Genomic DNA, 20,775 nt, shown 5'->3' on the forward strand with positions numbered 1-20,775 from the left:
GCCCCTTCCTCTCCGGCCCGCCCGGGTACCACCTCAGCCGCCTGCCACGCCGGACGGCACCCGCCGTTCGCGGGTCCAGGACAGCAGCTCCGGAAGGGACCACGTCGTCACCACACGCTCGGGCGGCACCCCGCACTCCTCCGCCCGCGCGCACCCGTTGATCTGCCAGTCCAGCTGCCCCGGCGCGTGCGCGTCGGTGTCGACGGAGAACAGCACTCCCGCGGCCACGGCCCGGCGCAGCAGCCGCCGTGGCGGGTCGAGCCGCTCCGGCCTGCTGTTGATCTCCAGGGCCGTGCCGGTCTCCGCGCACGCCGCGAACACCTCGTCCGCGTCGAACTCCGACTCGGGCCGCCCCCGCCCGCTCACCAGCCGCCCCGTGCAGTGCCCGAGCACATCGGAGTGCGGATCGCGTACGGCGGCCACCATCCGCCGGGTCATCGACCGGGCGTCCATACGCAGCTTGGAGTGCACCGACACCACCACGACATCGAGCCGGTCCAGCAGCTCCGGCTCCTGGTCGAGCGAGCCGTCCTCGAGGATGTCGCACTCGATGCCGGTCAGCAGCCGGAACGGCGCCCAGGTCTCGTTCAGCTCCGCCACCACGTCCAACTGCTCCCGCAGCCGCTCGGCCGTGAGGCCACGCGCCACGGTCAGCCGCGGCGAGTGGTCGGTCAGCGCCGCCCACTCGTGGCCCAGCGCCGCCGCGGCCCGGCCCATCTCCTCGATCGGGCTGCCGCCGTCCGACCAGTCGGAGTGCAGATGGCAGTCCCCGCGCAGCAGCTCCCGCAGCCCTTCGCCGCCCCGCACGGCGGGCCGCTCCGTGGCCTCGCCCTCCAGCGTGCGCAGATAGCCGGGCTCCTCCCCGGCCAGCGCCTCCCGCACCACCTGCGCGGTCTTCGGACCGACGCCCTTGAGCGACTCCAGCGAACCGTCCGCCACCCGCCGGCGCACCTCGTCGTCGCCCAGCTCCTTCAGCACCCGGGCCGCCGTACGGAAGGCGCGCACGCGGTACGTCGGTGCCAGGGACCGCTCCAGCAGGAAGGCGATCCGGTCCAGTGCCTCGACGGGATCCATCGCCACCTCCACCTCAAGGGTTCCCCAGCGCCCGGCGGGCCGCACGGCGGACTGAACCCCGCGCTGTCGCCGGTTGCGCTCTACTCTCGATGCATGACCGAAAGCGCGAGCCCGTACATATCCCACCCGCGGATCATCGTGCTCGGGGTGCAGCCGGGCACACCGCCGTTCCGGATCGTGGAGATCGACGGCCAGGTGGTCGGGGAGGCCAAGGCCGCCACCGACGTACTGACGGCGGCGGCCGCGTTCGGCATCACGGTCCACGACATGGACGATCCGGACGTGGTCCGCTGGGTGGGCGGAGACAAGTACACCTGGACCTTGCACTAAGCCTTCTCGGCCGACGGCTTCCTGTCCGCCCGGCCGCGCCGGGGCCTGCGCGCGTGGACCGCCCGGCTCAGGCGGCGGCCCAGGAGCAGGTAGCCGATCAGCGCGCCCGTCGTGTTGAGGATGACGTCGTCGATGTCGAAGGCGCGGCCGGTGACCAGGGCTCCCTGGGCGAACTCCACCAGCAGCATCACGATCGAGGTCATCAGAAGGACGCGCAGGATGCCGCGCGTGCGCGGCGCGACGACGGGCACGAGGATGCCGAAGGGGACGCCGAGCAGGATGTTGCCGCCGATCTGCCGGACGGCGTCTCGCAGTTCCGGCTGGTCGAGATAGGCCTTCAGGGAGTCGCCCGGCCGCAGGTTGGTGTGGGTCAGTGCCTCCGAGGCGGGCGAGGGCTGCAGGGTCAGCTGCGCCAGCACCACGGCGAAGGCGACCATGAACGTGAAGGCGCACAGCGTCGCCAGCAGCCGGACGGGCAGGGGGAGCGGATGTCGCTCGTTCCGGGACCCGACGGTGCGGGGACGTGAGGCTGCGCTGGCCATACGGTCCTCCAGTCTTCAACTTCCCTGTGTGACAGGGCGGTTACCCAGGGGCGTAAAGACGATGCCGCCGGGGATCGTTCCCAGCCACTGTTGCCCGCGTTCCGCCGGGGCACTCCGCCCTGTCCCAAGTACTCGTGGCCGGTCAGTTCCCGTACGACACGCGCACCTCCTTGAAGCCCAGGGAGCGCAGCAGGCCTTCGAGCATGCCGGTGGCGTTCTTCTCGGCGCGTGCGGTCAGCTCGCTCTCCTTCGCCGCGGCGCCGATGTGCCGTACCGCGAGTTTCTGCACGGCCTGTTCACCGTTGGGGTTGTCCGAGAAGAGGTCGCCGAGGCGGTCGAAGAGACCGCGCTGCTTGGAGACGGCGTAGGAGCGGTCGGGATCGAGGGCCGGCTTGCCCAGTTGCGCGTGCGGCAGCCGGAGCGTGGCGGACGTACGGTCGCCGTTGACCTTTACGTCGTTCTCGCCGACCTTGCCCAGGTCGACGTAGGCGTCCACGGTGCCCGCACCGACGTACAGGGTGCGGGTGCCGCGGATCGCGTCGGGCAGGAACCTGGCGTCCTTCTCCAGGTCCACGACGACCTGGAAGTTGCCGGAGGCGGCGTCGTAGCGGCTGATGTCCTGGATGGACTTCAGCAGCGCGGGGCCGGACCGGTCGTGGGTGTCGGTGCCGAACAGGTCCTTCAGGCCCGGGATCACGCTGAGCCGGATCCCGGCGAAGAACACGACGAGCACCAGGACGAGCGCGCCCACCACCTTGGCCCAGCCGGGCATGCGCCTGGGGAGGCGCTTGACGGGAGTCGTCATGCGACGGCCCTCCTTCCTACTGTCCGGATGCCCGCCACATCCCCTGCCAGACCGGCCGGTTGAAGACGGGAGGACTTCGGCGGAAGCACGAAGGGCGCACTCGGGGCGTCACACCGAGCCGGACGTGGCCTCCGGCTGTTCCAGGGCCGCGTCCAGCGTCGGCTGGGGTGGCAGCAGCCGGGACAGGCCAGTGATGCGCAGGACCCGCAGGGTCAGAGGGTGGGCGCAGACGAGGAGTACCCGGCCGTCCCGGTCGAGGACCCGGCTCCTGGCCCGGTAGAGCAACCGCAGGCCCGAGCAGTCGAAGAACTCGATCCCGCTGAGGTCGATCACGACCCGGGCGGCGGGGCGGTTCGTCTCCCGGTCCAGGTGCGGGGCGATCTCCGTGGCCGCGGCGAGGTCGATCTCGCCGCGGAACTCCAGCACGGTGTGCCCCCGTTCCTGGCGGACGCGCAGATGCCGGGTGAGCGGTGCAGGTTCCTGCCGCACGACGAGATCGCCTCCAGCTTGCTCCGTGCGTGGGGAGGGGCCACGGTCCTCAAAACCGTTCCCCGCCCCGCAAGTTACCCTCCAACGAGTGAATTTGAGCATGTTCGATTGACATATGTCTCTGAATTGCGGGCGAGTTGGCCGAGGTTCGCGCGGGGGAGTGCGCGGGCGTGAGCGCGGGCGCGATTCCAGGCGTGCGCTCCAAGCTGCGACAGGGTGCGCTCCGCGCTAGGACAGGGCGTGCCAGGCCTTGGTGAGGGCCTGGCGGAACTGCTCGGTCTGGTGTGCCGTGAGGTCGCGCACCATCCGCTCCTCCAGCTCCCGGACCGGCCCGGCGTGCCGGGCGAGCAGCTCCCTGCCGTCGTCGGTGAGCAGGATCAGCAGCTCCCGGCGGTTGCGGGGGTTGCGCTCCCGGCGTACCAGCCCGCGGCCCTCCAGGGAGCGGACGAGATCGGCGATGGACTGCGCGGTGACGAAGGAGTCGCGCGCCAGCTGGGCCGCCGACAGTCCGTCGTGTCGCTCCAGGACGGTCAGCGCGGTGTACTGGAGAGCGGTGATCCCGGAAGGTCTGACCAGCTCGTCCAGGTGGGAGCGCACGACGAGCTCCACCTGCTTGACCATGTAGAGCAGGGAAGGGGGCGCCTTGGTCGCCTGTGTGTCGAGCATGGATGCAGGCTAGAGCATTGACAGGAAACCTGTCTGTAAAGAGACTGCGAACCAACAGGAATCCTGTTGGTTGAAATCTTGGCGACGACGCTGGGGAGCGGCGATGACCACCTTCGAGAGGGAACCCGGACAGCTGTTCATCGGGGGCCAGTGGCGCGAGGCCGCCGACGGGGCGCGTACCGAGGTGGTCGACCCGTCCCGGGGCACGGTCGTCACCACCGTCGCGGAGGCGGGCCCCGCCGATGTCGACGCGGCCGTACGCGCCGCCCGCGAGGCCTACGACGACGGCGCCTGGTCCGGACTGAGCGGCCGCGAGCGGGGCCGGGTGCTGCACCGCGTCGCCCGGCTGATCCGCGAGAACGCCGACGAGCTGGCCGCCCTGGAGAGCCTCGACGTCGGCAAGCCCATCTCGCTGTGCGGAGCGGTCGACGTGACGAACGCGGCCAACGACTACGAGTACTTCGCGAACCTCGCCCAGAGCCAGGACGGCGCCCTGCGCGACACCCCCATGAACGCCCTCGCCTACACCAGGCGCGAGCCGCTCGGGGTGGTCGCCGCGATCACCCCGTTCAACTTCCCGCTGATCCTCGCCGGCTCCAAGCTCGGCCCCGCGCTCGCGGCCGGCAACACCGTCGTCCACAAGCCCGCCGACGAGACCCCGCTCAGCGCCCTGTACATGGCCCGGCTCCTCCAGGAGGCGGGCGTACCGGACGGCGTGGTCAACGTCGTGACCGGCAGCGGCCCGGTGGCCGGTGAAGCACTGCTGCGCCATCGCGGTGTCGACAAGGTCGCCTTCACCGGCTCCACCGCGATCGGCCGGCACGTGGCGAGCGTCGCCGGCGAGGCGCTCAAGCCCGTCACCATGGAGCTGGGTGGGAACGCGGCCCACATCGTCTTCGAGGACGCCGACCTGGAGAAGGCGGTCGGCGCGGTCATCAAGGGCTTCGTCTTCAACACCGGCCAGTTCTGCATGGGCGGCCCGCGCCTGCTGGTGGCCCGCTCGGTGTACCCGACGCTGCTCGGCATCCTCGCCGAGGCCGTGCCCGGCGTGCCGATCGGCGACCCGCGCGACCCGGCCACGGTCATCGGCCCCATGGCGGCGGAGAAGCACCTGAAGAAGGTCGAGGAGTACGTCGCCCTGGCCCGCAAGGAGGGCGCCCGCATCGTCTGCGGCGGCGAGCGGCTCGACCTGGACGGCGGCTACTACTACAAGCCCACCGTCATCGCCGACCTGTCGAACGACTCCCGCGTGATCCAGGAGGAGATCTTCGGCCCCGTCCTCACGGTGCAGCCCTTCGACGACGAGGACGAGGCCGTCGCCCTCGCCAACTCCACGCCCTACGGCCTGGCCTCGGGCGTCCAGACCAGCCACCTCGCCCGCGCCCACCGGGTCGCCGACCGGCTCCAGGCCGGCATCGTCTGGATCAACGACTGGGCGATGCTCGACCCCGCCGTGCCCTTCGGCGGTGTGAAGGACTCCGGCTACGGCCGTGAGTACGGGCCCGAGGCCCTCGCCGGTTACACCAAGGTCAAGTCCGTCGTCGTCTCGCTCGACTGAGACACCGTCAAGGAGCCATCGCGATGCCCACCACCACCCGTGCCGCGGTCGTCGAGTCCGGCGGCGCGCCCTTCACCCTCTCCGACGTCGTCCTCGACGAGCCAGGGCCCCACGAGGCGCTGGTCCGCATGGTCGCCACCGGCCTGTGCCACACTGACCTCGGCGTGGCGAGCGGCGGACTGCCCTTCCCGCTGCCCGGGGTCCTCGGCCACGAGGGCGCGGGCGTCGTCGAGGCCGTCGGCTCCGCCGTCACCGGCGTCGCGGCCGGCGACCACGTCCTGCTCTCCTTCACCTCCTGCGGCGACTGCCGCAACTGCCGCGGCGGGCACCCCGCGTACTGCGCGACCTGGCTGCCGCTGAACCTGCTCGGCGGCAGCCGCGCCGACGGGTCGAACACCATCAGCCGGGACGGCGAGGCCCTGGGCGGCCACTTCTTCGGCCAGTCCTCCTTCGCCGAGCGGGCACTGGCCGACGAGCGCAGCCTGGTCAAGGTCGACCCGGACGTGCCGCTGGAGTCGATCGCCCCGCTGGGCTGCGGCGTACAGACCGGTGTGGGCGCCGTCTGGAACGTCCTGAAGCCCGACACGGGCAGCACGGTCGTCGTCCTGGGCGCCGGGGCGGTCGGCCTGTCGGCCGTGATGGCGGCGGCCCTCACCCCGGCCACGAGGATCGTCGCCGTCGACCGGGTCGCCGAACGCCTGTCGCTGGCGACGGAGCTGGGCGCCACGCACACCGTCGACACCAGCCGGGAGGACCTGGCCGAGGCCCTCGCCGGCATCACGGGCGGCCAGGGCGCGGACGGTGCCGTGGAGACCACGGGCAACGTCGGCGTCCTGCGCCAGGGCGTCGACGCGCTCGCCGCCCGCGGCACCCTGGTCGTCGTCGGCGCCCCGCCCTTCGGCACCGAAGTCGCCCTGGACGTCAACGGCCTGCTCGGCGGCAAGCGGATCGTCGGCCTCACCCTCGGCGACAGCGAGACCCAGACGATGATCCCCGCCCTGGTCCGCCTGGTGAAGGAGGGCCGCCTGCCGCTGCGCCGCCTGATCAGCACGTACCCCTTCGGGGACATCGACCGGGCGGTCCAGGACATGAAGTCGGGCAAGACGATCAAGCCGGTTCTGACGTTCTGACCCCGGCGACTGAGCCGGGCAGAAGGCCGAACAGGCCTCCAACCGCCAGAAGAAGGGTTCTCGCGGCGGCCCGCCCGGTCGGTCACGATCCGGAGCTGAACAAGGACGCAACACCGTCGAACGCTGGATCAACAAGATCAAGGAGTGGCGGGGCCTGGCCACCCGATACGACAAGACCGCCACCAGCTACCTCGCTGGACTCCACCTACGCGGTGCCGTGATCTGGATCCGCAGCCTCCGACCAACGTGATCCAAACCTGGAACAGGCCCTAGAGACCGCCCCCGGCTCGGGGACGGTTCCGGCGGCGGACCGTCATCCGCAGGGTGTGCGGCCGTACGGTGAGCCGGGCGACCTGGCGGATGACCTGGCCCTCGGCGAGTTCCAGCCGTACCGAACGCAGCATCGTCGCGAGCGCCGTGACCATCTCGGTGAGGGCGAGACGGTCCCCCATGCACTTGTGCTTGCCGTCCCCGAAGGGCAGGAACGCGCCCGGCGGAGGATCCTGCGCGGGGTCGGTCCACCGGTCCGGGGCGAAGGTGTGCGGGTCGGGGAAGCGCTCGGGGTCGCGGTGCAGGGCGTGCTGGCAGTAGGCCAGTTCGGTGCCGGCGGGCAGAATCCACTCGCCGAGCCGAGTCTCCTCGGTGGTGCGGCGGGTGACCAGCCAGCCAGGGTGGTGCAGCCGCAGGGTCTCGGTGATGACCCGGTTCAGGTACGGCAGCCGGATCACGTCGTCGAAGGCGACCGGCCGTTCGCCGAGGACCTCGTCCAGCTCAGCCATGACCCGGGCCTCGATGTCGGGGTTGCGGGCGAGTTCGTACAGAGCCCAGGACAACACCGACGCGGTGGTCTCGGTGCCCGCGACGGCCAGGGTAAGGATCTCGGAGCAGATCTGATGCCCGGTCAGCGGCTCGCCGGTCTCCTCGTCGATGGCGCGCAGCAGCATGGAGAGCATGTCCCCGGTGTCGTGCCCGGAGGCCTGCAGTTCGTCGACGGCGGTGTTGATGGTGGCGCGTACGCCGGCCCGGGCCCGGTCGAAGCGGCGGTTGAAGGGCAGCGGCAGACGCTCGGCCCAGTCGGGCAGCATGATGCGCACACCGACGTCGTTCAACACCACCGACAGGTCGCTGCGCAGCCGGCGGAAGACTCGGTCGTCGAGGCTGCCGGCGAACACCGTCTTGGCCAGCATGTCCAGGCTGAGCCCGACCATCGCCTCGCGTACGTCGAGGGTTCGCCCGGGCTCCCAGCCGGCGACCGTGGCCGTCACCTCGGCACGCATGATGTCGACGTACCGGCTGATCTCGGTGTGGGCGAACGCCGGTTGCAGCTGGCGGCGTTTGCGTACGTGGGTCCGGCCGGTGGCGGTGACGACACTGTCGCCCAGCAGCTGGCCCAGCTTGTCGTAAAGTCGGCCCTTGTCGAGGCTGGGCCCCAGGGCCTTGAGCATCTGGTGGATCAGGGCCGGGTCCTGGACCACGATGGTGCGTGTCCCGGGTTGCAGGATGATCTCGACAAGTGGTTCTCGTGTCTCGCGCAGCGAGTCGATGAAGCCGAGGTTGTCGCGCATTTTCAGAGTGTGGCCGATGAACGGAAACGATCCTGCGGCTCGAGGTATGGGGGGAGGCGCAGTGGACGTCACGGGTCATCACCTTCACGGCAATCATGGGTTCATGGGCGCCCCTATGACTTCCCTGAACCTTCCCAAGTGCAATCCTGACATGAACGTGTCCTGCGCCACGTGGCGATCTGGTGGGGAGGGGAGGGGGAGCCCTCTCTCCTCCCCGGCTTCGACGGCGTCCAGCTGAGCCTGACCCAGTCATTCCGTTTGGCCCGGCCCTCGCCGCCGAAGCCCACAGATGGCCAGCCAGCGTTGAATCCCCCCTGCGGCTCACGGGCACGCCTGCCTGCCCTCGACACCAGTGTCGGCCCTGTCGACCACCCCGATGCCGTGCTGTGCACCCGGTCGACGCCCAGCCATCGGCGTGGGATCGGCTCGGACCTCCACCTAGCCGGCCCGTCCTCCTTCGGCCTCCCACGACAACGTAGATCGTCGTGTTCGCGCCGCACCGGCATCCTCCTGGAGTCCGGCCAGCCCGATCAAGGTCCGGCCGGCCCGGCCAGGGCCGGCACAGGCCGGGGGAAGGTGTGCCCGCCCAGCCCGGCTAGTCGTTCACCAGCACCAGCTTCCCCGTAGTACGCCCGGTGTCGCCCAGCGTGTGCGCTTCCGCGGCAGCGGCCAGCGGGAAGGTGCCCGCGATCGTGGCGCGGAGCTTGCCCGCCTCGGCGAGTTCCGCGATCGCCCGCATGTCGCTGCGGTCGGCGTCGACGAGCATGCGGAGCCCCCGTACGCCAAGCCGCTCGGCCTCCTCGTAGAAGTCGTTCGAGCCTCCCGGGAGGATCGAGACCACGACACCGCCGGGGCGCAGGACGCGCAGGGAGCGCAGGGCGTTGTCGCCGCCGAGCGTGTCCAGGACGACGTCGACGTCCTTCACGGCCTCGGTGAAGTCCGTCTCCCGGTAGTTCACCGTCTCGTCCACGCCGATCGAGCGCAGGAACTCGTGCTTGCCCGCGCTCGCGGTGCCGATCACGTACGCGCCGCGCGCCTTGGCGATCTGCGCCGCCACATGCCCGACCCCGCCCGCCGCGGCGTGGATCAGCACCCGCTGCCCGGGCTGTACGTCCGCGTGCTCGACCAGCGCCTGCCACGCGGTGAGCGAGACCAGCGGCAGCGCGCCCGCCTGGACGTGGTCGATGCCGGCCGGCTTACGGGTGAGGGCGCGGACCGGAGCGATCACGTACTCCGCGTGCGAGCCGTGCCCGTACGGATACGGCAGCATGCCGAAGACCTCGTCACCGGGCGCGAAGGCCACGACTCCGATGCCGACCGCCTCCACCTCCCCGGAGACGTCCCAGCCGAGGACGAAGGGCGCCTCGCCCAGGAAGCCGCCGGTCTCGCGGTGCTTCCAGTCGGTCGGGTTGACCCCGGCGGCCCGCACCCGGACCAGCACCTGGTTCGGTCCCGGTACCGGGCGCTCGGTTTCCACTTCCTTCAGGACCTCGGGACCGCCGAGGACGTCCTGGCTGATGGCTCGCATCGTGTTCTGTGTGCTCATGGTGTCCCAGCCTGCCGGTCCGCGCCCCACCCGCCAATGGCAAGATTGCCAACCTTCGATAGGATCGTGCCATGCGACGTGAACGAGTGGTGGTCCTGGCCCTGGACGGGGTGTACCCCTTCGAGCTGGGCATCCCCAGCCGGATCCTCGGCGCGGCCGACGGCCGTTACGAGGTGCTGACCTGCTCGGTCGACGGCCGTCCGGTGCGCACCAACGCGGACTTCGGCGTCACCGTCGAGCACGGCCCCGAGGCCCTGGCCACCGCCGGCACGGTGGTGATCGCGCCCGTCGCGCCCGACCGTCTGACCGACGAGGTGCCCGACGACGTCCTGGCCGCCCTCGCGCTCATCCGGCCCGGGACCCGCATCGTCTCCATCTGCACCGGCGCCTTCGTCCTCGCCGCAGCAGGGCTCCTCGACGGGCACAGGGCGACCACCCACTGGCAGGTCGCCGACCGGTTCCGGCGCATGTTCCCGCTCGTCGACCTCGACCCGGATGTGCTGTTCGTCGACGACCACCCGTTCCTCACCTCCGCCGGAGCCGCCTCCGGCGTGGACATCTGCCTGCACCTCGTCCGCAAGGACCACGGCAGTCACCTGGCCAACACCGTCGCCCGCCGCTGCGTGGTCCCGCCGTTCCGGGACGGCGGCCAGGCCCAGTACATCGAGCAGCCCGTCCCCGAACAGGGCGCCGCGAGCACCGCCACCACCCGCGCCTGGGTCCTGGAACGCCTCGGCGAGCCCCTCACCCTGGCCGACCTCGCCGGCCACGCCCGGATGAGTCAGCGCACCTTCGCCCGCCGCTTCCACGGCGAGGTGGGCCTCAGCCCCGGCCGCTGGCTGATCCAGCAGCGCGTGGCCCGGGCCCAGCACCTGCTGGAGTCCAGCGACCTCACGGTGGACCAGATCGCCGGCCGGGTCGGCTTCGCGACGGGCGCGTCCCTGCGCCAGCATCTCAACGCGGCGATCGGGGTGTCCCCGCAGGCGTACCGCCGCACGTTCCAGACCGCCCGCTGACCCGCCTGCCTGCCGCGTGAGGGCCGGTGCGCGGCCAACTCCGCAGGCTGGCATGAACATTTGTCGACCTGTTGCCTTCTGTCGAAGCGTGACGGAACCCTCACGTCCGCAGAGCGACGCGTTTGATCCTTTCGGGTTCAAACCCGATAAGGTTCCGATCGGCGCTGCGAGTTGACGCGATCGCGTCCGGTCGGCTCGCGGTGCGTACTCATGAGTGCGATCCACACACCCCCTGTTCGATCGTGTTTGTTCGAAGGATGCAGATGGAACTCGCCACTCCGCCACCGGCGGCGCGGGCCCCTGTCGCCTGGTACAGCTGGTGGTTGATGCCGCTGGGCTTGGGAGGCGGGACGGTTGCCGCCACGTTCATGAGCTCGGAGCGAATAACCGCGGCCGTCGCCGGTCTCGCGGCGACGGCGGCCAGTGCCGTGTGCGTGCGCCTGCTGCTGCGCACCCGGGCACAACTGCACAAGGCGGAGAACTCCTTCCGCACCACGCAGGCCGAGCACAACCAGCAGTGGCAGCAGCACGTAGCGGGCCTGGAACGGAAGTTCTCCGCCGAGCGCGCCTCCCTGGAGTCCCAGGTCTCCGAGCAGAACGCGACCTACGAGCGGCGCCTGGCCGACCAGGGCGCCACGTACGAGACGCAACTCTCCGACACCTCCCGGGCCTACGAGGAACGGCTGACCGAGCAGGCCACGTCCTACGAAGCCCAGCTCGCCGACCAGGCCGAGGTCTGGCAGGAACAGCTCTCCCACCAGCTCGCCGCGGTCGCCCGGCTCGCCGACGAGCAGCTGCCCTCCGCGATGGAGGCGCTGCGCTCCGGCGACGCCATCGACGACGTCCTGCCCACCGTCAACCAGTGCGCCAAGGTCAGTTCCGACCTCCAGGCCGAGCTGCGCAAGGTGCTGCGCACCGCCCTGATCGGCCTGGAGTCGGAGTTCGACCGCTCCACCTCCGCCGAGCAGGCCGTCATCAGCATCGGCAACCGCATCCACGTGCTGACCAGCAAGCTCCGCGGCCGCCTGCACGAGATGCAGGGCGAGCACGGCAGGCTCCCGGCCGTCGCCCGGGGCCTGATGGAGCTCGACCAGGAGATCGGCCCCGCCGACTGTCTCGCCGCCAGCATCGGCGTGCTCGGCGGCTCGGACCGCCCGGGCCGGCAGTGGCAGGAGCCGCAGCGGCTGCTCAGCGTGGCGCGCGGCGGCATCGGCCGGATCAAGGACTTCCACCGGATCCAGGTCCGCCACCTGCCCGAACTCGGCGTCGACGGCGGTCTCGTGGACCACCTCACACTGATCTTCGCCCACCTTCTCGACAACGCGGCCCGCTACTCGCCGCCCACCGAGCCGGTGCTCATCTCCGGCAAGGAGGTGCCCAACGGCGTCGGCATCGAGATCCAGGACTCCGGCAAGGGCCTGAGCGAAGAGAAGAAGCGCGAGGCCGAGCACGCCCTCGCGGGCACCGCTCCCGGCGCCGGCCTCGGCGGCATCACCGAGGACGCGAACATCGGTCTGCGCGTCGTCGGCGCTCTCGCCCGCCGCTACGGCATCCGCGTCACCTTCGCGGACTCCCCGTGGCTCGGCACTTCCGTGGTGGTCGTGGTTCCGCACAAGTACTTCAGCCCGCTGCCCGCCGCCGCACCGGCCGCACCGGCCGCGCCCGAGGTCCGCACCGCCATGGCGGCCCCGGCCCGCGAGACGGTCACCGCACCGGCACCGGCACCGGACGGCCCGGCCGAGGCCGCGGAGACCACGCCCGGCGGACTGCCCCGGCGCCGCAGCAAGCGGAACGAAGCGGCCGAGCCCAGGCAGGCCGAGCGGACGGACCGGAGCGCCGCCTCCGCCATCCCGCCGGACGCCTCGTTCTCCGGCCTCGCCGCCTTCGCCACCGCCGGACGCGACGCCGAAGAGGCGTCCCAGGCGGCCGGCGACCGCGACACCGACGCCGGACGCGAGTCCAACGAGCACCGCACCGAAGAGAGCGACTAGTCCTCATGACGCAACAAGGAACAGATGTGAGCTGGGCGCTCCGCGATCTCGTCGAGAGCATCCAGGAGATCCGCTTCGCCCTTGTGGCCTCCAGCGACGGCAAGGCCATCACCTCCTACGGCGCCGAAGACCCCGACGACGTCGACCGCTTCGCCGCCGTGGTGGCCGGTCTGCAGGCACTCGCCCAGCCGGTCGCCGAGCAGTTCCCCAAGTACGCCGGGCAGCTGCGCCTCGCCATGATCGAAGTCGACGGCGGGCACCTCTTCGTGGTCCGCGCCGGTGTGGAGACCTACCTCGGTGTCCTTGCCAGGGAAGGCCTCGACCAGGGCCTGCTCGGGCACCAGATGAGAGACCTGGCCCGCAGGATGGGTGAGCTTCTCGGCACCACTCCGCGCCTGGAGGAGCACTCTGGATGAGTGCTCCCCGCAGGCCCGTGGACCCGTCCGGTCTCGAGCGCTACTACGTCCTCACGGGCGGACGCAGCGGACCGGGCGGTTCGGCGTCGAGCCTCGACGTGGCGACGCTCGTCGTCGCCCGCGCCGCCCCGTTACCGGGCATGCAGCACGAGCACGAGGAGATTCTCCGCCGGTGCCGCGATCCGCTGTCGGTCGCCGAACTCGGCGCTCACCTCGGGCTGCCCTTCAACATTCTCGCAGTGCTGCTGTCGGACCTGCTCGTCGCAGGTCGCGTCGAAGCCCGTAACCCCATCCCGGCACACGACGCCGGCCGCGGGCCCGACCTCGCGCTCCTTGAGGAGGTACTCAGTGGACTTGAAAGGCTTTGACCAACCCGGAGGGCGGGCGGGCGGGGACGCCCGCTCGGTGAAGGTGATGATCGCCGGCGGGTTCGGCACCGGGAAGACCACCATGGTCCGGTCGGTCAGCGACATCAAGCCGCTCACCACCGAGGAGACCCTCACCCAGGCCAGTGCCGACGTCGACCGTCTCATCGGCGTCGCCGACAAGACGCAGACCACCGTCAGCCTGGACTTCGGCAAGATCGGCATCAACGAGAGCCTGGTGCTGTACCTGTTCGGCACGCCGGGCCAGGAGCGCTTCTGGTTCCTGTGGAACGGGCTGTTCAAAGGGGCGCTCGGCGCGATCGTCCTGGTGGACACCCGCCGCCTGGAATCCAGTTTCCGGGCGATCGAGGAGATGGAGCGGCAGGAAGTCCCCTTCGTCGTCGCCCTGAATGTCTTCCCCGACTCCAACAACTATCCGGTCGAGGAGATCCGGGACGCTCTGGACATCCCCGAGCACACCCCGGTCATAGCCTTCGACGCCCGCGACCGGGCCTCCAGCCGGGACGTCCTCGTCGCCCTGATCCACCACCTGAGGGAACGCTCGGCCGTGGCCCTGGAGCCCCGATGAACGACTCGACCGAATCCGGACTCCAGGCCGTACGGGGCTGCCCCGTCGCCCATCACGGCGCCGACCTGACCAGGCTGTACGGCCCGGACGCCGCGACCGATCCGGGAGGCATCTACGAGCGGCTGCGCAAGGAGCACGGCTCGGTAGCGCCGGTCCTGCTCGAAGGCGACGTGCCCGCCTGGCTGGTACTCGGATACCGCGACAACCGGCGGGTGCTGGACAACCCCCGCCAGTTCAGCCGGGACGCGCGGATCTGGCGGGACTGGCGGGAGGGCCGGATCGAGGAGACCTCGCCGATCATGCCGATGGTCGGCTGGCGCCCCGACTGTGTCTCCCAGGACGGCGAACCGCACCGCAGGCTCCGCGGCGCCGTCACCGACGGGTTGCAGGCGGCTGCCACCCGGGGCATCCGACGGCACGTCACGTACTTCGCGAACAAGCAGATCGACGCGTTCGCCGACGCCGGGCGCGCCGACCTCGTGGCCGACTACGCCGAGCAGCTGCCGATGCTCGTGCTCACCAGGATGCTGGGCCTTCCCGCGGCGGACGGGCTACGCATGATCGAGTCGTGCGCCGAGGTCTTCAAGGGCGGTGCGGGTGCCCTCGAGCACAACGACCGGATCATGCAGATCCTCGCGGAACTCGCCGAGCGCAAGCGGGCCGAGCCGGGCTCCGACTTCGCCACGGCCCTGCTGGAGCACCCGGCCGGCCTCGACCACGACGAGGTCGTCAGCCATCTGCGCCTGGTGCTGATCGCCGCGCACACCACCACCAGCAATCTGCTGGCCCGGGTCCTGCAACGGGTCCTCACCGACGCCGCCCGGCTGTCCGGTCTGGTCAGCGGGGAGCTGAACGTCTCCTCAGTGGTGGAGGAGGTCATGTGGGACGCCCCGCCGCTGTCCGTGCTGCCGGGCCGGTTCGCAACCGCCGACATGGAGCTCGGAGGCCATCACGTCCAGGAGGGAGAACTGCTCATCCTGGGCCTGGCCGCCGGCAACCTCGACCCGGATGTACGGCCCGACTCGGCCGTCGCCGTGCAGGGCAACCAGGCGCACCTGGCGTTCAGCGCCGGACCGCACGAGTGCCCAGGGCAGAACATCGGCCAGTCCATCATCGAGATCGGCGTGGACGTTCTGCTGCACCGGCTGCCGGACCTGCGCCTGGCTGTACCGCCGGAAGAACTCGGCTCGACGGCCTCCACGTGGGAGTCCCGGCTGGACAGCCTGCCGGTCGAGTTCGCCGTCTAGGCCACGCCGGCGGACCGTTGCCCGGCCGGCTTCCGGCCGGGCAACGCCGTGCGTGGGTGCAGGCGGTGGCTCACACGCTCAGCAGGTCGTCAACCGAGCTGGTGGGGGACGATCAGGCCGATGTCGAGGTAAGCGCCGTCGCCGAGTACGGCCATGCCCTGGCAGTGCTTTCGCGTCTGCGGTGGGGCCGGGCACAGGCCGGGCCGTTACCACCACCAGGCGGGTGCGAGCAGCGGCCCGAGCCGTCAGGATCGAGGCGTCAGCCGTCGAGCCAGTCGCCTGCGACGCCCGTGGGACGGTATCCCGTGGCGTTCCAGAGGAAATGCGGGTGGGCACAGCCGAACATGTAGGCGAGCAGTGCGGTGTCCTCCCTCCCGGTCTGAGGGTCGTGCAGGGTGTGGAACCTCTCGGATCCGACTACGCCGGCGTCTTGTTGGACATGACGGGCGCGGTCCGGCGATGGTGCGGCGCTGGATGCCTCCACGGCGGCTATGTAGGTGCGGCGCAAGATCTCCCATGTGCTGTCCGTGTTGCCGTACCAGGGGCCGTGCAGTGCTTCGAAGGCATGGAGCTCGGCGTCGAAGAGGTGCCATGCCCGGGGGTATTGGGCTCGACAGCGTGCGGACAGTTCGGCGGTCCGGGTGCTCAGTGCTGGTGCGGTGGGCCGTGGGGCGATGGTGAGGGTGGTGCCGTGGGTGAGGAGGCCGGTGCATGGGTTGGGCTGCAGGTCGCACAGCGGGCACTCCTCGGCCGGGGGGAGGGCCTGGGTGATGCCGTCGAACCACAGGGCGTGGCGGCCCGTGAGCCCCATCCAGACGGTGGTGGTGGTCATCAGCCAGGTGTTCCACATCGGGCTGTGGGCCTCGGGCATGCAGCCGTACTTGACGAGGGCTATCGCGCAGGCAGCGTAGAGCGCCTTGGTGTGGGTGGGCATGTCGGCGAGCCAGAAGTTGCTGATCTCGCCGGTGAGGGCGTCGGCTCGTACATCGGCCATGTCGTCGATGACGCGGCACAGCAGCAGGGAGGCGAGGTTTTCTTCCTGCCAGAGTTCGGTGTCGGGGGCGACGTGCCAGAACAGGCAGTCCAGCATCTGCAGGGCTGAGTAGGTGCTCTGGTTGAGCGGGTTGGTCTGGGGGAGCATGACGCTGCCCGCGTCGTGCTGTTGGAGCCAGTACTCGTCGACGGATCGCTTGTGGGCTGCGAAGAGTCCGGAGACCAGGGCCCGTGCGCTGTTGGTGCTGAAATTCTCGGCCAGGCGGCCTTCGACGTGTTGGGTGAGGCGCGTTGTGTCGATGGTGTCGATCACGCGTTTGTATTCGTGGAAGACGAGGATGTCGTTCTCGAAGCGGTGGCGGTGGCCGAGGTCTCGTTCGAGGTCGTTCATCTGCCGGGTCCAGGACCATCCACCGGTCAGGACGCTGTCGAGTTCCCGGCGGTATGGCCAGGTCTTGACGGTGAGGGGACGACCGGCGCTCTGCCGCCAACGGTAGTCGTCCAGCGTGCGTGCGGGGGGCGTGGGCAGCCGACGGCACAGAGGGCAGGCGCAGACGGTTGTCTGCTCCTCCTCGCGCGGCGGGGCGAGTGCCCGGCTCCTCCAGGCCCCTTCCAGCATGGTGCAGGTCAGTCTGCAGACCTCAATGTCGGTGCTGACTTGGGGGAAGGCTGCTTCGATCATGCGCAGTCTGGTGTCGAGGTGCCTCAACCTGGCGTAGCCCTCCTCGTCGGGCGGGAGGAACGCGGGCCGCGCCAGATGGAGGGCTCCCTCCACATGCAGCGTCGTGCTGGAGTGGGGGGAGCCGAATGCGTTCAGCCGCTGCTGAGCGGCGTTCTGGGACCTTCGGTACTGCTCCGTGCTCCCATTGATCTGTTTCACCAAGAGGCGGGCCAGGGTGTTCGCCGCCTCCGTGGGCTGGAGCTGGGCGCTTGGCTGCGCCGGGAGCGAGCTGGCGGCGGATGCCTTCGGAACAGCACCTGCGACTCGAGATTTCACACCGGTCTCCCAATAAGCTGTGGTCCTGGCAACGGAATCGATCGACCGTGGTCGTTGACCTGCCGTGTCCGGGAATCTTCTGTACTTTCCGCGACGGCCTCGCCGGACAGCCGGACTCGATGACGGCACTCCTGCTGCAAGGCGAGCACCTGCATCGCCGCCTCAGCTGTGTTGATCAGGAAGCACTCGCGGTCCGTCAGGCGTAGCGCGACCCCTGGAGCCGGGATGCGCTGCTTCGCCCGAGGCGTGTGGGTAGCTGACCGGGGTGTCGAAGGGGAGGCCGAACCGGACGTCCTGAGGCATGTGGTTCCTTTCGGGAGACGGACCGCAGAGCCCCCCGCCCCTGCGAGCGGACGGTGCCATGGCCGGCCGCGCACTCGAACTCGGTTTCGTACTGCGAACGTTGAACCGAGAAGCGGTACGAGACTGCCCACGGCGGGAATAAGCCATTCCGTGACCCCGCCGTGATCTCGGTTACTGCAGGAACCGCTTGAGCTGCGTATACTCCCTCGTCCCTCACCCGGCATGGCCCGTCCGCCGGGCCTCCCCAGCCTCTTGGCGTCACACTGGACTTCGCCCGTTTGACGACTCCTCAGGAGGCGCACCGACGATGACGTCCCCACCCGTACGCGGCGCTGAGCAGCGCAAGAAGGACACCCTGCACCGTCTGGACCACGACGTGGACGCCTGGGTCGCCACGGCCGACCCCGCGTCGGGGGCGCCGTACCTCGTCCCGCTGTCCTTCCTCTGGAACGGCTCGTATCTGCTGTTCGCCACGCCCGCGTCCAGCCCCACCGGACGGAATCTGACCGCGACCGGCCGGGCCCGCGTGGGCATCGGGCCGACCCGTGACGTCGTCCTCGTCGAGGGCACCGTCGAGACCGTCCAGCCCGGCGAGCTCACGGAGCAGGACGCCGAACTCTTCGCCGCCAAGACCGGGTTCGATCCCCGCCGGCTGGCCACGCCGTACCTCTACTTCCGTGTCGTGCCGCGGCGGGTGCAGGCCTGGCGGGAGGCCGACGAACTGGACGGGCGCGAACTCATGCGTGACGGACGGTGGTTGGTGGCCGACTGAATCGGCCGGACCGGGATAACCGCAAGGTACGAGGCCGTGGGGCACGATCGCCCCGCGGCCGGAATCCTGCGGAGGAGACATGGCCCTGGTGAAAGCGGGTGTCCTGGTGCTCGACTGCGCCGAGCCCGAAAAGCTCGCCGTGTTCTACAAGGAGTTGCTGGAAGGGGAGGAGTCGGACGCGACGGCCAACCGGGTGGAGATCAAGACCGCCGACGGCTTCCGGATCGCACTGCGCCGGGACGTGAACGCGACCCCGCCCAGCTGGCCGCGCCCCGAGAACTCCCTCCAGGCCCACCTGGAGTTCGTGGTGGACGACCTCGACGCGGTGGAACGCCGGGTCGTCAGCCTCGGCGGGCGCCCCCTGGAGGCCAAGGAGGCCTCGGGCCCCCTGGAGGAGCGCGGCTACGCCGACCCGGCAGGCCACTCCTTCATCCTGCGCCGCACCCCACCGACGGCACCCAAGCAGGGCTGAACGCGACGTTCCGCCGACGCCGTTCAGTCGGTCGCCGGCAGGGGGCGGACGGTGAGGATCTGCTGGGCATGGCCGACGGGGCCGGTGAGGTCGTGCAGGACTGTGCTGGTGACGCCCTGGCCGGCGGGACCGAAGGTGACGGTGGTGTCGAGCCCGGTCCAGCGGCCTTCCGGCCGGCGGTGGAGGTGGAGGGTGAGGTCGACGTTGGGGAACATCCAGGCGGTGGGCGGCTGTCGCACGGCGATGCCGTTGGCGGTGTCGATGAGCGCGATGTAGGAAGCGAGCGGACTCACGGTCTGTCCGGCGACGAGGTCGAGCCGCGTGGAGACCCAGGCCGTCGTGCGGCCCGGCCGCGGGGGCGCGAGCGGACGGACGTCCAGGGAGGCGATGTATCCGCCGGGCCACACGGAGGTCAGCGGCCAAGGGGTGAGCGCCTCGGGAGGGGTGAGCGCGTCCGCGGTGTCACCGGCTACCTCCGTCGTGTCACGGTCGGCGAGGAGCCAGGCGCGGGCCCGCACCACGGGACGGCCGGCGATGAGCGCGACCGCTTCGAGGAGTTCGATGGTGCGGCCGGGCCGGAGGGTCTCCACCCGGATCTCGCACTCGTCCAGGGCGAGCCGGCCGAGGATGTCGAAGCTGATCCGGGACAGCGTCGGGCCGGTGTCCGGCCGTCCGGCCAGATACCGGTCGACGGCGTGGACCATGAGGCCGGCGAGCGGGCTGAAGTGCTGCTCGTCCGGGTCCCACACACCGCTCGCGTGGGCGGTGGGCTCGAAGCGGTGCGTGTCGACGGATTCGTAGTAGCCGCCGGTGTGCAAGGGGCGCGTGCCTTTCGGTGAGGGGAGTCAGTGGGCGAAGACCGCGCCGGCCAGGGCCACATGGACGGCCGTGCCGGCGAGGATGCTCAGCAGGGCGTTGCGACGCCACAGGTGCAGGCCGACGGTGACGGCCAGGGCGGCCGTCGGGGCCGCGGCGCGCGACTCGGTGAGCGGCAGATCGCGCAGGCAGTAGACGACCAGGATCACCATCACCCCGGCGGGCATCCGGGTGCTGAGGTACCGCACGGTGGCGCTGGCCCGCAGCGGGGCCAGGGCGGCGAACGGCAGGGCGCGCAGGGACCAGGTGACGGCGGCGGTGACGAGGACCGCGACGACGGCGTAGGTGTCAGACATGAGCGGGCTTCCTCCGGGTGGCGAGCCGGCGTGCCAGGAGTCCGGCGGTGAACAGGGCGAAGGCCGCCGGCAGCAGCTGCCCGGGGAAGAGGAGGCGGGCGCCCAGGGCGCAGAGCAGGGCGAGCACCGGAGTCGGCAGGTCGCCCCGCAGGTCACGGATCGCGTCGAGAGCGAGGACGGCGAACAGGGCGGTCAGGGCGAAGTCCAGTCCGGTGACACCGTCCGGTACGAGGGAGCCCAGCAGAGCTCCCGCGGTCGCGCTGCCGGCCCAGTACAGATGCATGAAGAACTGCAGCCACAGGATGCGCGGGCCCGACCAGTCCCGGGCCCGCCCGCCCGCGGTCAGCGCGTACGCCTCGTCGGTGAGCGCGAAGGTGCTGTACGTCCTGGCGAGCCGGCCCCGCACGCGGTGCAGGGGAAAGGACAGGGCGTAGAAGACGTGCCGCGCCTGCACCAGGAAGGCGGACAGGGCGATGGACGCCGGCGGCGCGGCGGCCACGACCATGCCGATGAGCAGGAACTCGAAGGAACCGCCGTAGATCAGCGCCGCGGACAGCCCGGCCCACCACCAGTCGAGCCCCGACTGGACCACGAGCGCCCCGAAGGCGAGACCGAGCGGCACCATCCCGAGGCCCACGGAGGCACAGTCCTGGAAAGCGGCCCGCGCCGCTGGGCTTATTCGCATGTCGACATTTTAGGAAAGTGCGCGCCTCATATGGTTGCCGATTGTGGCCCTA

General features: G+C 70.6%; 22 protein-coding genes and 1 pseudogene. 12 read left to right on the forward strand and 11 right to left on the reverse strand.

What is annotated here, in order from left to right:
- Positions 1-33 precede the first annotated feature (33 nt).
- On the reverse strand, positions 34-1,074 hold the full coding sequence (locus tag OHU35_RS38815) for a PHP domain-containing protein (RefSeq protein ID WP_189722022.1): 1,041 nt from the start codon (positions 1,072-1,074) through the stop codon (positions 34-36).
- A gap of 93 nt (positions 1,075-1,167) precedes the next feature.
- On the opposite strand from OHU35_RS38815, the gene OHU35_RS38820 reads away from it, so the two are divergent.
- A complete protein-coding gene (locus tag OHU35_RS38820; protein WP_189722021.1) occupies positions 1,168-1,404 on the forward strand; it encodes a hypothetical protein in 237 nt (78 codons plus the stop codon).
- Here OHU35_RS38820 and OHU35_RS38825 read toward each other — a convergent pair.
- The 4 genes from OHU35_RS38825 to OHU35_RS38840 all read right to left on the reverse strand — a co-directional run bounded on the left by OHU35_RS38825 (position 1,401) and on the right by OHU35_RS38840 (position 3,906).
- Positions 1,401-1,946, reverse strand: coding sequence for a VanZ family protein (locus tag OHU35_RS38825; RefSeq protein ID WP_189722020.1), 546 nt, complete (start codon positions 1,944-1,946; stop codon positions 1,401-1,403). The two genes, OHU35_RS38820 and OHU35_RS38825, sit on opposite strands and share 4 nt — an antisense overlap.
- A 142-nt stretch (positions 1,947-2,088) precedes the next feature.
- Positions 2,089-2,751 carry a DUF4230 domain-containing protein gene (locus OHU35_RS38830; protein WP_189722019.1) on the reverse strand — a complete coding sequence of 221 codons (663 nt, stop codon included), beginning with the start codon at positions 2,749-2,751 and terminating at the stop codon, positions 2,089-2,091.
- A gap of 108 nt (positions 2,752-2,859) precedes the next feature.
- Positions 2,860-3,240 carry an anti-sigma factor antagonist gene (locus tag OHU35_RS38835; RefSeq protein ID WP_405508678.1) on the reverse strand — a complete coding sequence of 127 codons (381 nt, stop codon included), beginning with the start codon at positions 3,238-3,240 and terminating at the stop codon, positions 2,860-2,862.
- Between the two features lie 228 nt (positions 3,241-3,468).
- Positions 3,469-3,906 (reverse strand): MarR family winged helix-turn-helix transcriptional regulator, encoded by a 438-nt coding sequence (locus tag OHU35_RS38840; protein ID WP_405508680.1) that lies wholly within the window; start codon positions 3,904-3,906, stop codon positions 3,469-3,471.
- 103 nt (positions 3,907-4,009) lie between these two features.
- Here OHU35_RS38840 and OHU35_RS38845 point away from each other — a divergent pair, with 103 nt between their 5' ends.
- The 3 genes and pseudogenes from OHU35_RS38845 to OHU35_RS38855 all read left to right on the forward strand — a co-directional run.
- Entirely contained in the window at positions 4,010-5,464 is a 1,455-nt protein-coding gene (locus tag OHU35_RS38845) for an aldehyde dehydrogenase (RefSeq protein ID WP_189722016.1), read from the forward strand.
- Between the two features lie 23 nt (positions 5,465-5,487).
- A complete protein-coding gene (locus OHU35_RS38850) occupies positions 5,488-6,594 on the forward strand; it encodes an NAD(P)-dependent alcohol dehydrogenase (RefSeq protein ID WP_405508682.1) in 1,107 nt (368 codons plus the stop codon).
- A 19-nt stretch (positions 6,595-6,613) separates the two neighbouring features.
- Positions 6,614-6,844: pseudogene (locus OHU35_RS38855) on the forward strand (IS5/IS1182 family transposase); the annotation flags it as partial.
- A gap of 19 nt (positions 6,845-6,863) precedes the next feature.
- On the opposite strand, the gene OHU35_RS38860 reads toward OHU35_RS38855, so the two are convergent.
- Complete coding sequence (locus tag OHU35_RS38860; protein WP_189722014.1) at positions 6,864-8,231, reverse strand: cytochrome P450; 1,368 nt, start codon at positions 8,229-8,231, stop codon at positions 6,864-6,866.
- A gap of 523 nt (positions 8,232-8,754) precedes the next feature.
- A complete protein-coding gene (locus OHU35_RS38865) occupies positions 8,755-9,705 on the reverse strand; it encodes an NADP-dependent oxidoreductase (protein WP_189722013.1) in 951 nt (316 codons plus the stop codon).
- 71 nt (positions 9,706-9,776) lie between these two features.
- On the opposite strand from OHU35_RS38865, the gene OHU35_RS38870 reads away from it, so the two are divergent.
- The 6 genes from OHU35_RS38870 (at position 9,777) to OHU35_RS38895 (ending at position 15,329) form a co-directional block, all read left to right on the forward strand.
- Positions 9,777-10,721, forward strand: a complete 945-nt coding sequence (locus OHU35_RS38870; RefSeq protein WP_405508685.1) for a GlxA family transcriptional regulator — start codon at positions 9,777-9,779, stop codon at positions 10,719-10,721.
- A gap of 263 nt (positions 10,722-10,984) precedes the next feature.
- Positions 10,985-12,712 (forward strand): sensor histidine kinase, encoded by a 1,728-nt coding sequence (locus OHU35_RS38875; protein ID WP_405508687.1) that lies wholly within the window; start codon positions 10,985-10,987, stop codon positions 12,710-12,712.
- A 5-nt stretch (positions 12,713-12,717) separates the two neighbouring features.
- Positions 12,718-13,128 carry a roadblock/LC7 domain-containing protein gene (locus OHU35_RS38880; RefSeq protein WP_003994857.1) on the forward strand — a complete coding sequence of 137 codons (411 nt, stop codon included), beginning with the start codon at positions 12,718-12,720 and terminating at the stop codon, positions 13,126-13,128.
- Entirely contained in the window at positions 13,125-13,496 is a 372-nt protein-coding gene (locus OHU35_RS38885; RefSeq protein ID WP_189722010.1) for a DUF742 domain-containing protein, read from the forward strand. Before OHU35_RS38880 ends, OHU35_RS38885 begins: the two co-directional genes overlap by 4 nt.
- A complete protein-coding gene (locus OHU35_RS38890) occupies positions 13,477-14,082 on the forward strand; it encodes an ATP/GTP-binding protein (protein ID WP_189722009.1) in 606 nt (201 codons plus the stop codon). The genes OHU35_RS38885 and OHU35_RS38890 overlap by 20 nt, the downstream gene beginning before the upstream one ends.
- The gene (locus OHU35_RS38895) at positions 14,079-15,329 is read left to right on the forward strand and encodes a cytochrome P450 (protein ID WP_189722008.1); all 1,251 of its coding nucleotides are present in this window, start codon (positions 14,079-14,081) and stop codon (positions 15,327-15,329) included. The genes OHU35_RS38890 and OHU35_RS38895 overlap by 4 nt, the downstream gene beginning before the upstream one ends.
- Positions 15,330-15,588: 259 nt before the next feature.
- On the opposite strand, the gene OHU35_RS38900 is transcribed toward OHU35_RS38895, so the two are convergent.
- Positions 15,589-17,202: a hypothetical protein gene (locus tag OHU35_RS38900; RefSeq protein ID WP_405508690.1), complete on the reverse strand. Its 1,614-nt coding sequence runs from the start codon at positions 17,200-17,202 to the stop codon at positions 15,589-15,591.
- A 727-nt stretch (positions 17,203-17,929) separates the two neighbouring features.
- Between OHU35_RS38900 and OHU35_RS38905 the strand changes: the two genes are divergently transcribed.
- Positions 17,930-18,394 (forward strand): pyridoxamine 5'-phosphate oxidase family protein, encoded by a 465-nt coding sequence (locus tag OHU35_RS38905; protein ID WP_189722007.1) that lies wholly within the window; start codon positions 17,930-17,932, stop codon positions 18,392-18,394.
- 79 nt (positions 18,395-18,473) lie between these two features.
- Positions 18,474-18,866 (forward strand): VOC family protein, encoded by a 393-nt coding sequence (locus OHU35_RS38910; RefSeq protein ID WP_189722006.1) that lies wholly within the window; start codon positions 18,474-18,476, stop codon positions 18,864-18,866.
- A gap of 23 nt (positions 18,867-18,889) precedes the next feature.
- On the opposite strand, the gene OHU35_RS38915 is transcribed toward OHU35_RS38910, so the two are convergent.
- From OHU35_RS38915 to OHU35_RS38925, 3 genes are read right to left on the reverse strand one after another with little or no spacing between them, the layout of a single operon-like run.
- Positions 18,890-19,684 carry a thioesterase family protein gene (locus OHU35_RS38915; RefSeq protein ID WP_405508692.1) on the reverse strand — a complete coding sequence of 265 codons (795 nt, stop codon included), beginning with the start codon at positions 19,682-19,684 and terminating at the stop codon, positions 18,890-18,892.
- Positions 19,685-19,711: 27 nt separating this feature from the next.
- The gene (locus tag OHU35_RS38920; RefSeq protein WP_189722004.1) at positions 19,712-20,038 is read right to left on the reverse strand and encodes a branched-chain amino acid transporter permease; all 327 of its coding nucleotides are present in this window, start codon (positions 20,036-20,038) and stop codon (positions 19,712-19,714) included.
- Complete coding sequence (locus OHU35_RS38925; RefSeq protein WP_405508694.1) at positions 20,031-20,723, reverse strand: AzlC family ABC transporter permease; 693 nt, start codon at positions 20,721-20,723, stop codon at positions 20,031-20,033. The genes OHU35_RS38920 and OHU35_RS38925 overlap by 8 nt, the downstream gene beginning before the upstream one ends.
- Positions 20,724-20,775: the final 52 nt, after the last annotated feature.

It is taken from the genome of Streptomyces purpurascens (assembly GCF_045040895.1).
Taxonomy (GTDB): domain Bacteria; phylum Actinomycetota; class Actinomycetes; order Streptomycetales; family Streptomycetaceae; genus Streptomyces; species Streptomyces purpurascens.

Coding starts and splice junctions, on each gene's coding strand:
- OHU35_RS38840 (WP_405508680.1), bottom strand. CDS start 3,906: ATGCTCGACACACAGGCGACCAAGGCGCCCCCTTCCCTGCTCTACATG.
- OHU35_RS38905 (WP_189722007.1), top strand. CDS start 17,930: ATGACGTCCCCACCCGTACGCGGCGCTGAGCAGCGCAAGAAGGACACC.
- OHU35_RS38825 (WP_189722020.1), bottom strand. CDS start 1,946: ATGGCCAGCGCAGCCTCACGTCCCCGCACCGTCGGGTCCCGGAACGAG.
- OHU35_RS38925 (WP_405508694.1), bottom strand. CDS start 20,723: ATGCGAATAAGCCCAGCGGCGCGGGCCGCTTTCCAGGACTGTGCCTCC.
- OHU35_RS38875 (WP_405508687.1), top strand. CDS start 10,985: ATGGAACTCGCCACTCCGCCACCGGCGGCGCGGGCCCCTGTCGCCTGG.
- OHU35_RS38845 (WP_189722016.1), top strand. CDS start 4,010: ATGACCACCTTCGAGAGGGAACCCGGACAGCTGTTCATCGGGGGCCAG.
- OHU35_RS38850 (WP_405508682.1), top strand. CDS start 5,488: ATGCCCACCACCACCCGTGCCGCGGTCGTCGAGTCCGGCGGCGCGCCC.
- OHU35_RS38865 (WP_189722013.1), bottom strand. CDS start 9,705: ATGAGCACACAGAACACGATGCGAGCCATCAGCCAGGACGTCCTCGGC.
- OHU35_RS38815 (WP_189722022.1), bottom strand. CDS start 1,074: ATGGATCCCGTCGAGGCACTGGACCGGATCGCCTTCCTGCTGGAGCGG.
- OHU35_RS38830 (WP_189722019.1), bottom strand. CDS start 2,751: ATGACGACTCCCGTCAAGCGCCTCCCCAGGCGCATGCCCGGCTGGGCC.
- OHU35_RS38885 (WP_189722010.1), top strand. CDS start 13,125: ATGAGTGCTCCCCGCAGGCCCGTGGACCCGTCCGGTCTCGAGCGCTAC.
- OHU35_RS38880 (WP_003994857.1), top strand. CDS start 12,718: ATGACGCAACAAGGAACAGATGTGAGCTGGGCGCTCCGCGATCTCGTC.
- OHU35_RS38895 (WP_189722008.1), top strand. CDS start 14,079: ATGAACGACTCGACCGAATCCGGACTCCAGGCCGTACGGGGCTGCCCC.
- OHU35_RS38820 (WP_189722021.1), top strand. CDS start 1,168: ATGACCGAAAGCGCGAGCCCGTACATATCCCACCCGCGGATCATCGTG.
- OHU35_RS38870 (WP_405508685.1), top strand. CDS start 9,777: ATGCGACGTGAACGAGTGGTGGTCCTGGCCCTGGACGGGGTGTACCCC.
- OHU35_RS38910 (WP_189722006.1), top strand. CDS start 18,474: ATGGCCCTGGTGAAAGCGGGTGTCCTGGTGCTCGACTGCGCCGAGCCC.
- OHU35_RS38920 (WP_189722004.1), bottom strand. CDS start 20,038: ATGTCTGACACCTACGCCGTCGTCGCGGTCCTCGTCACCGCCGCCGTC.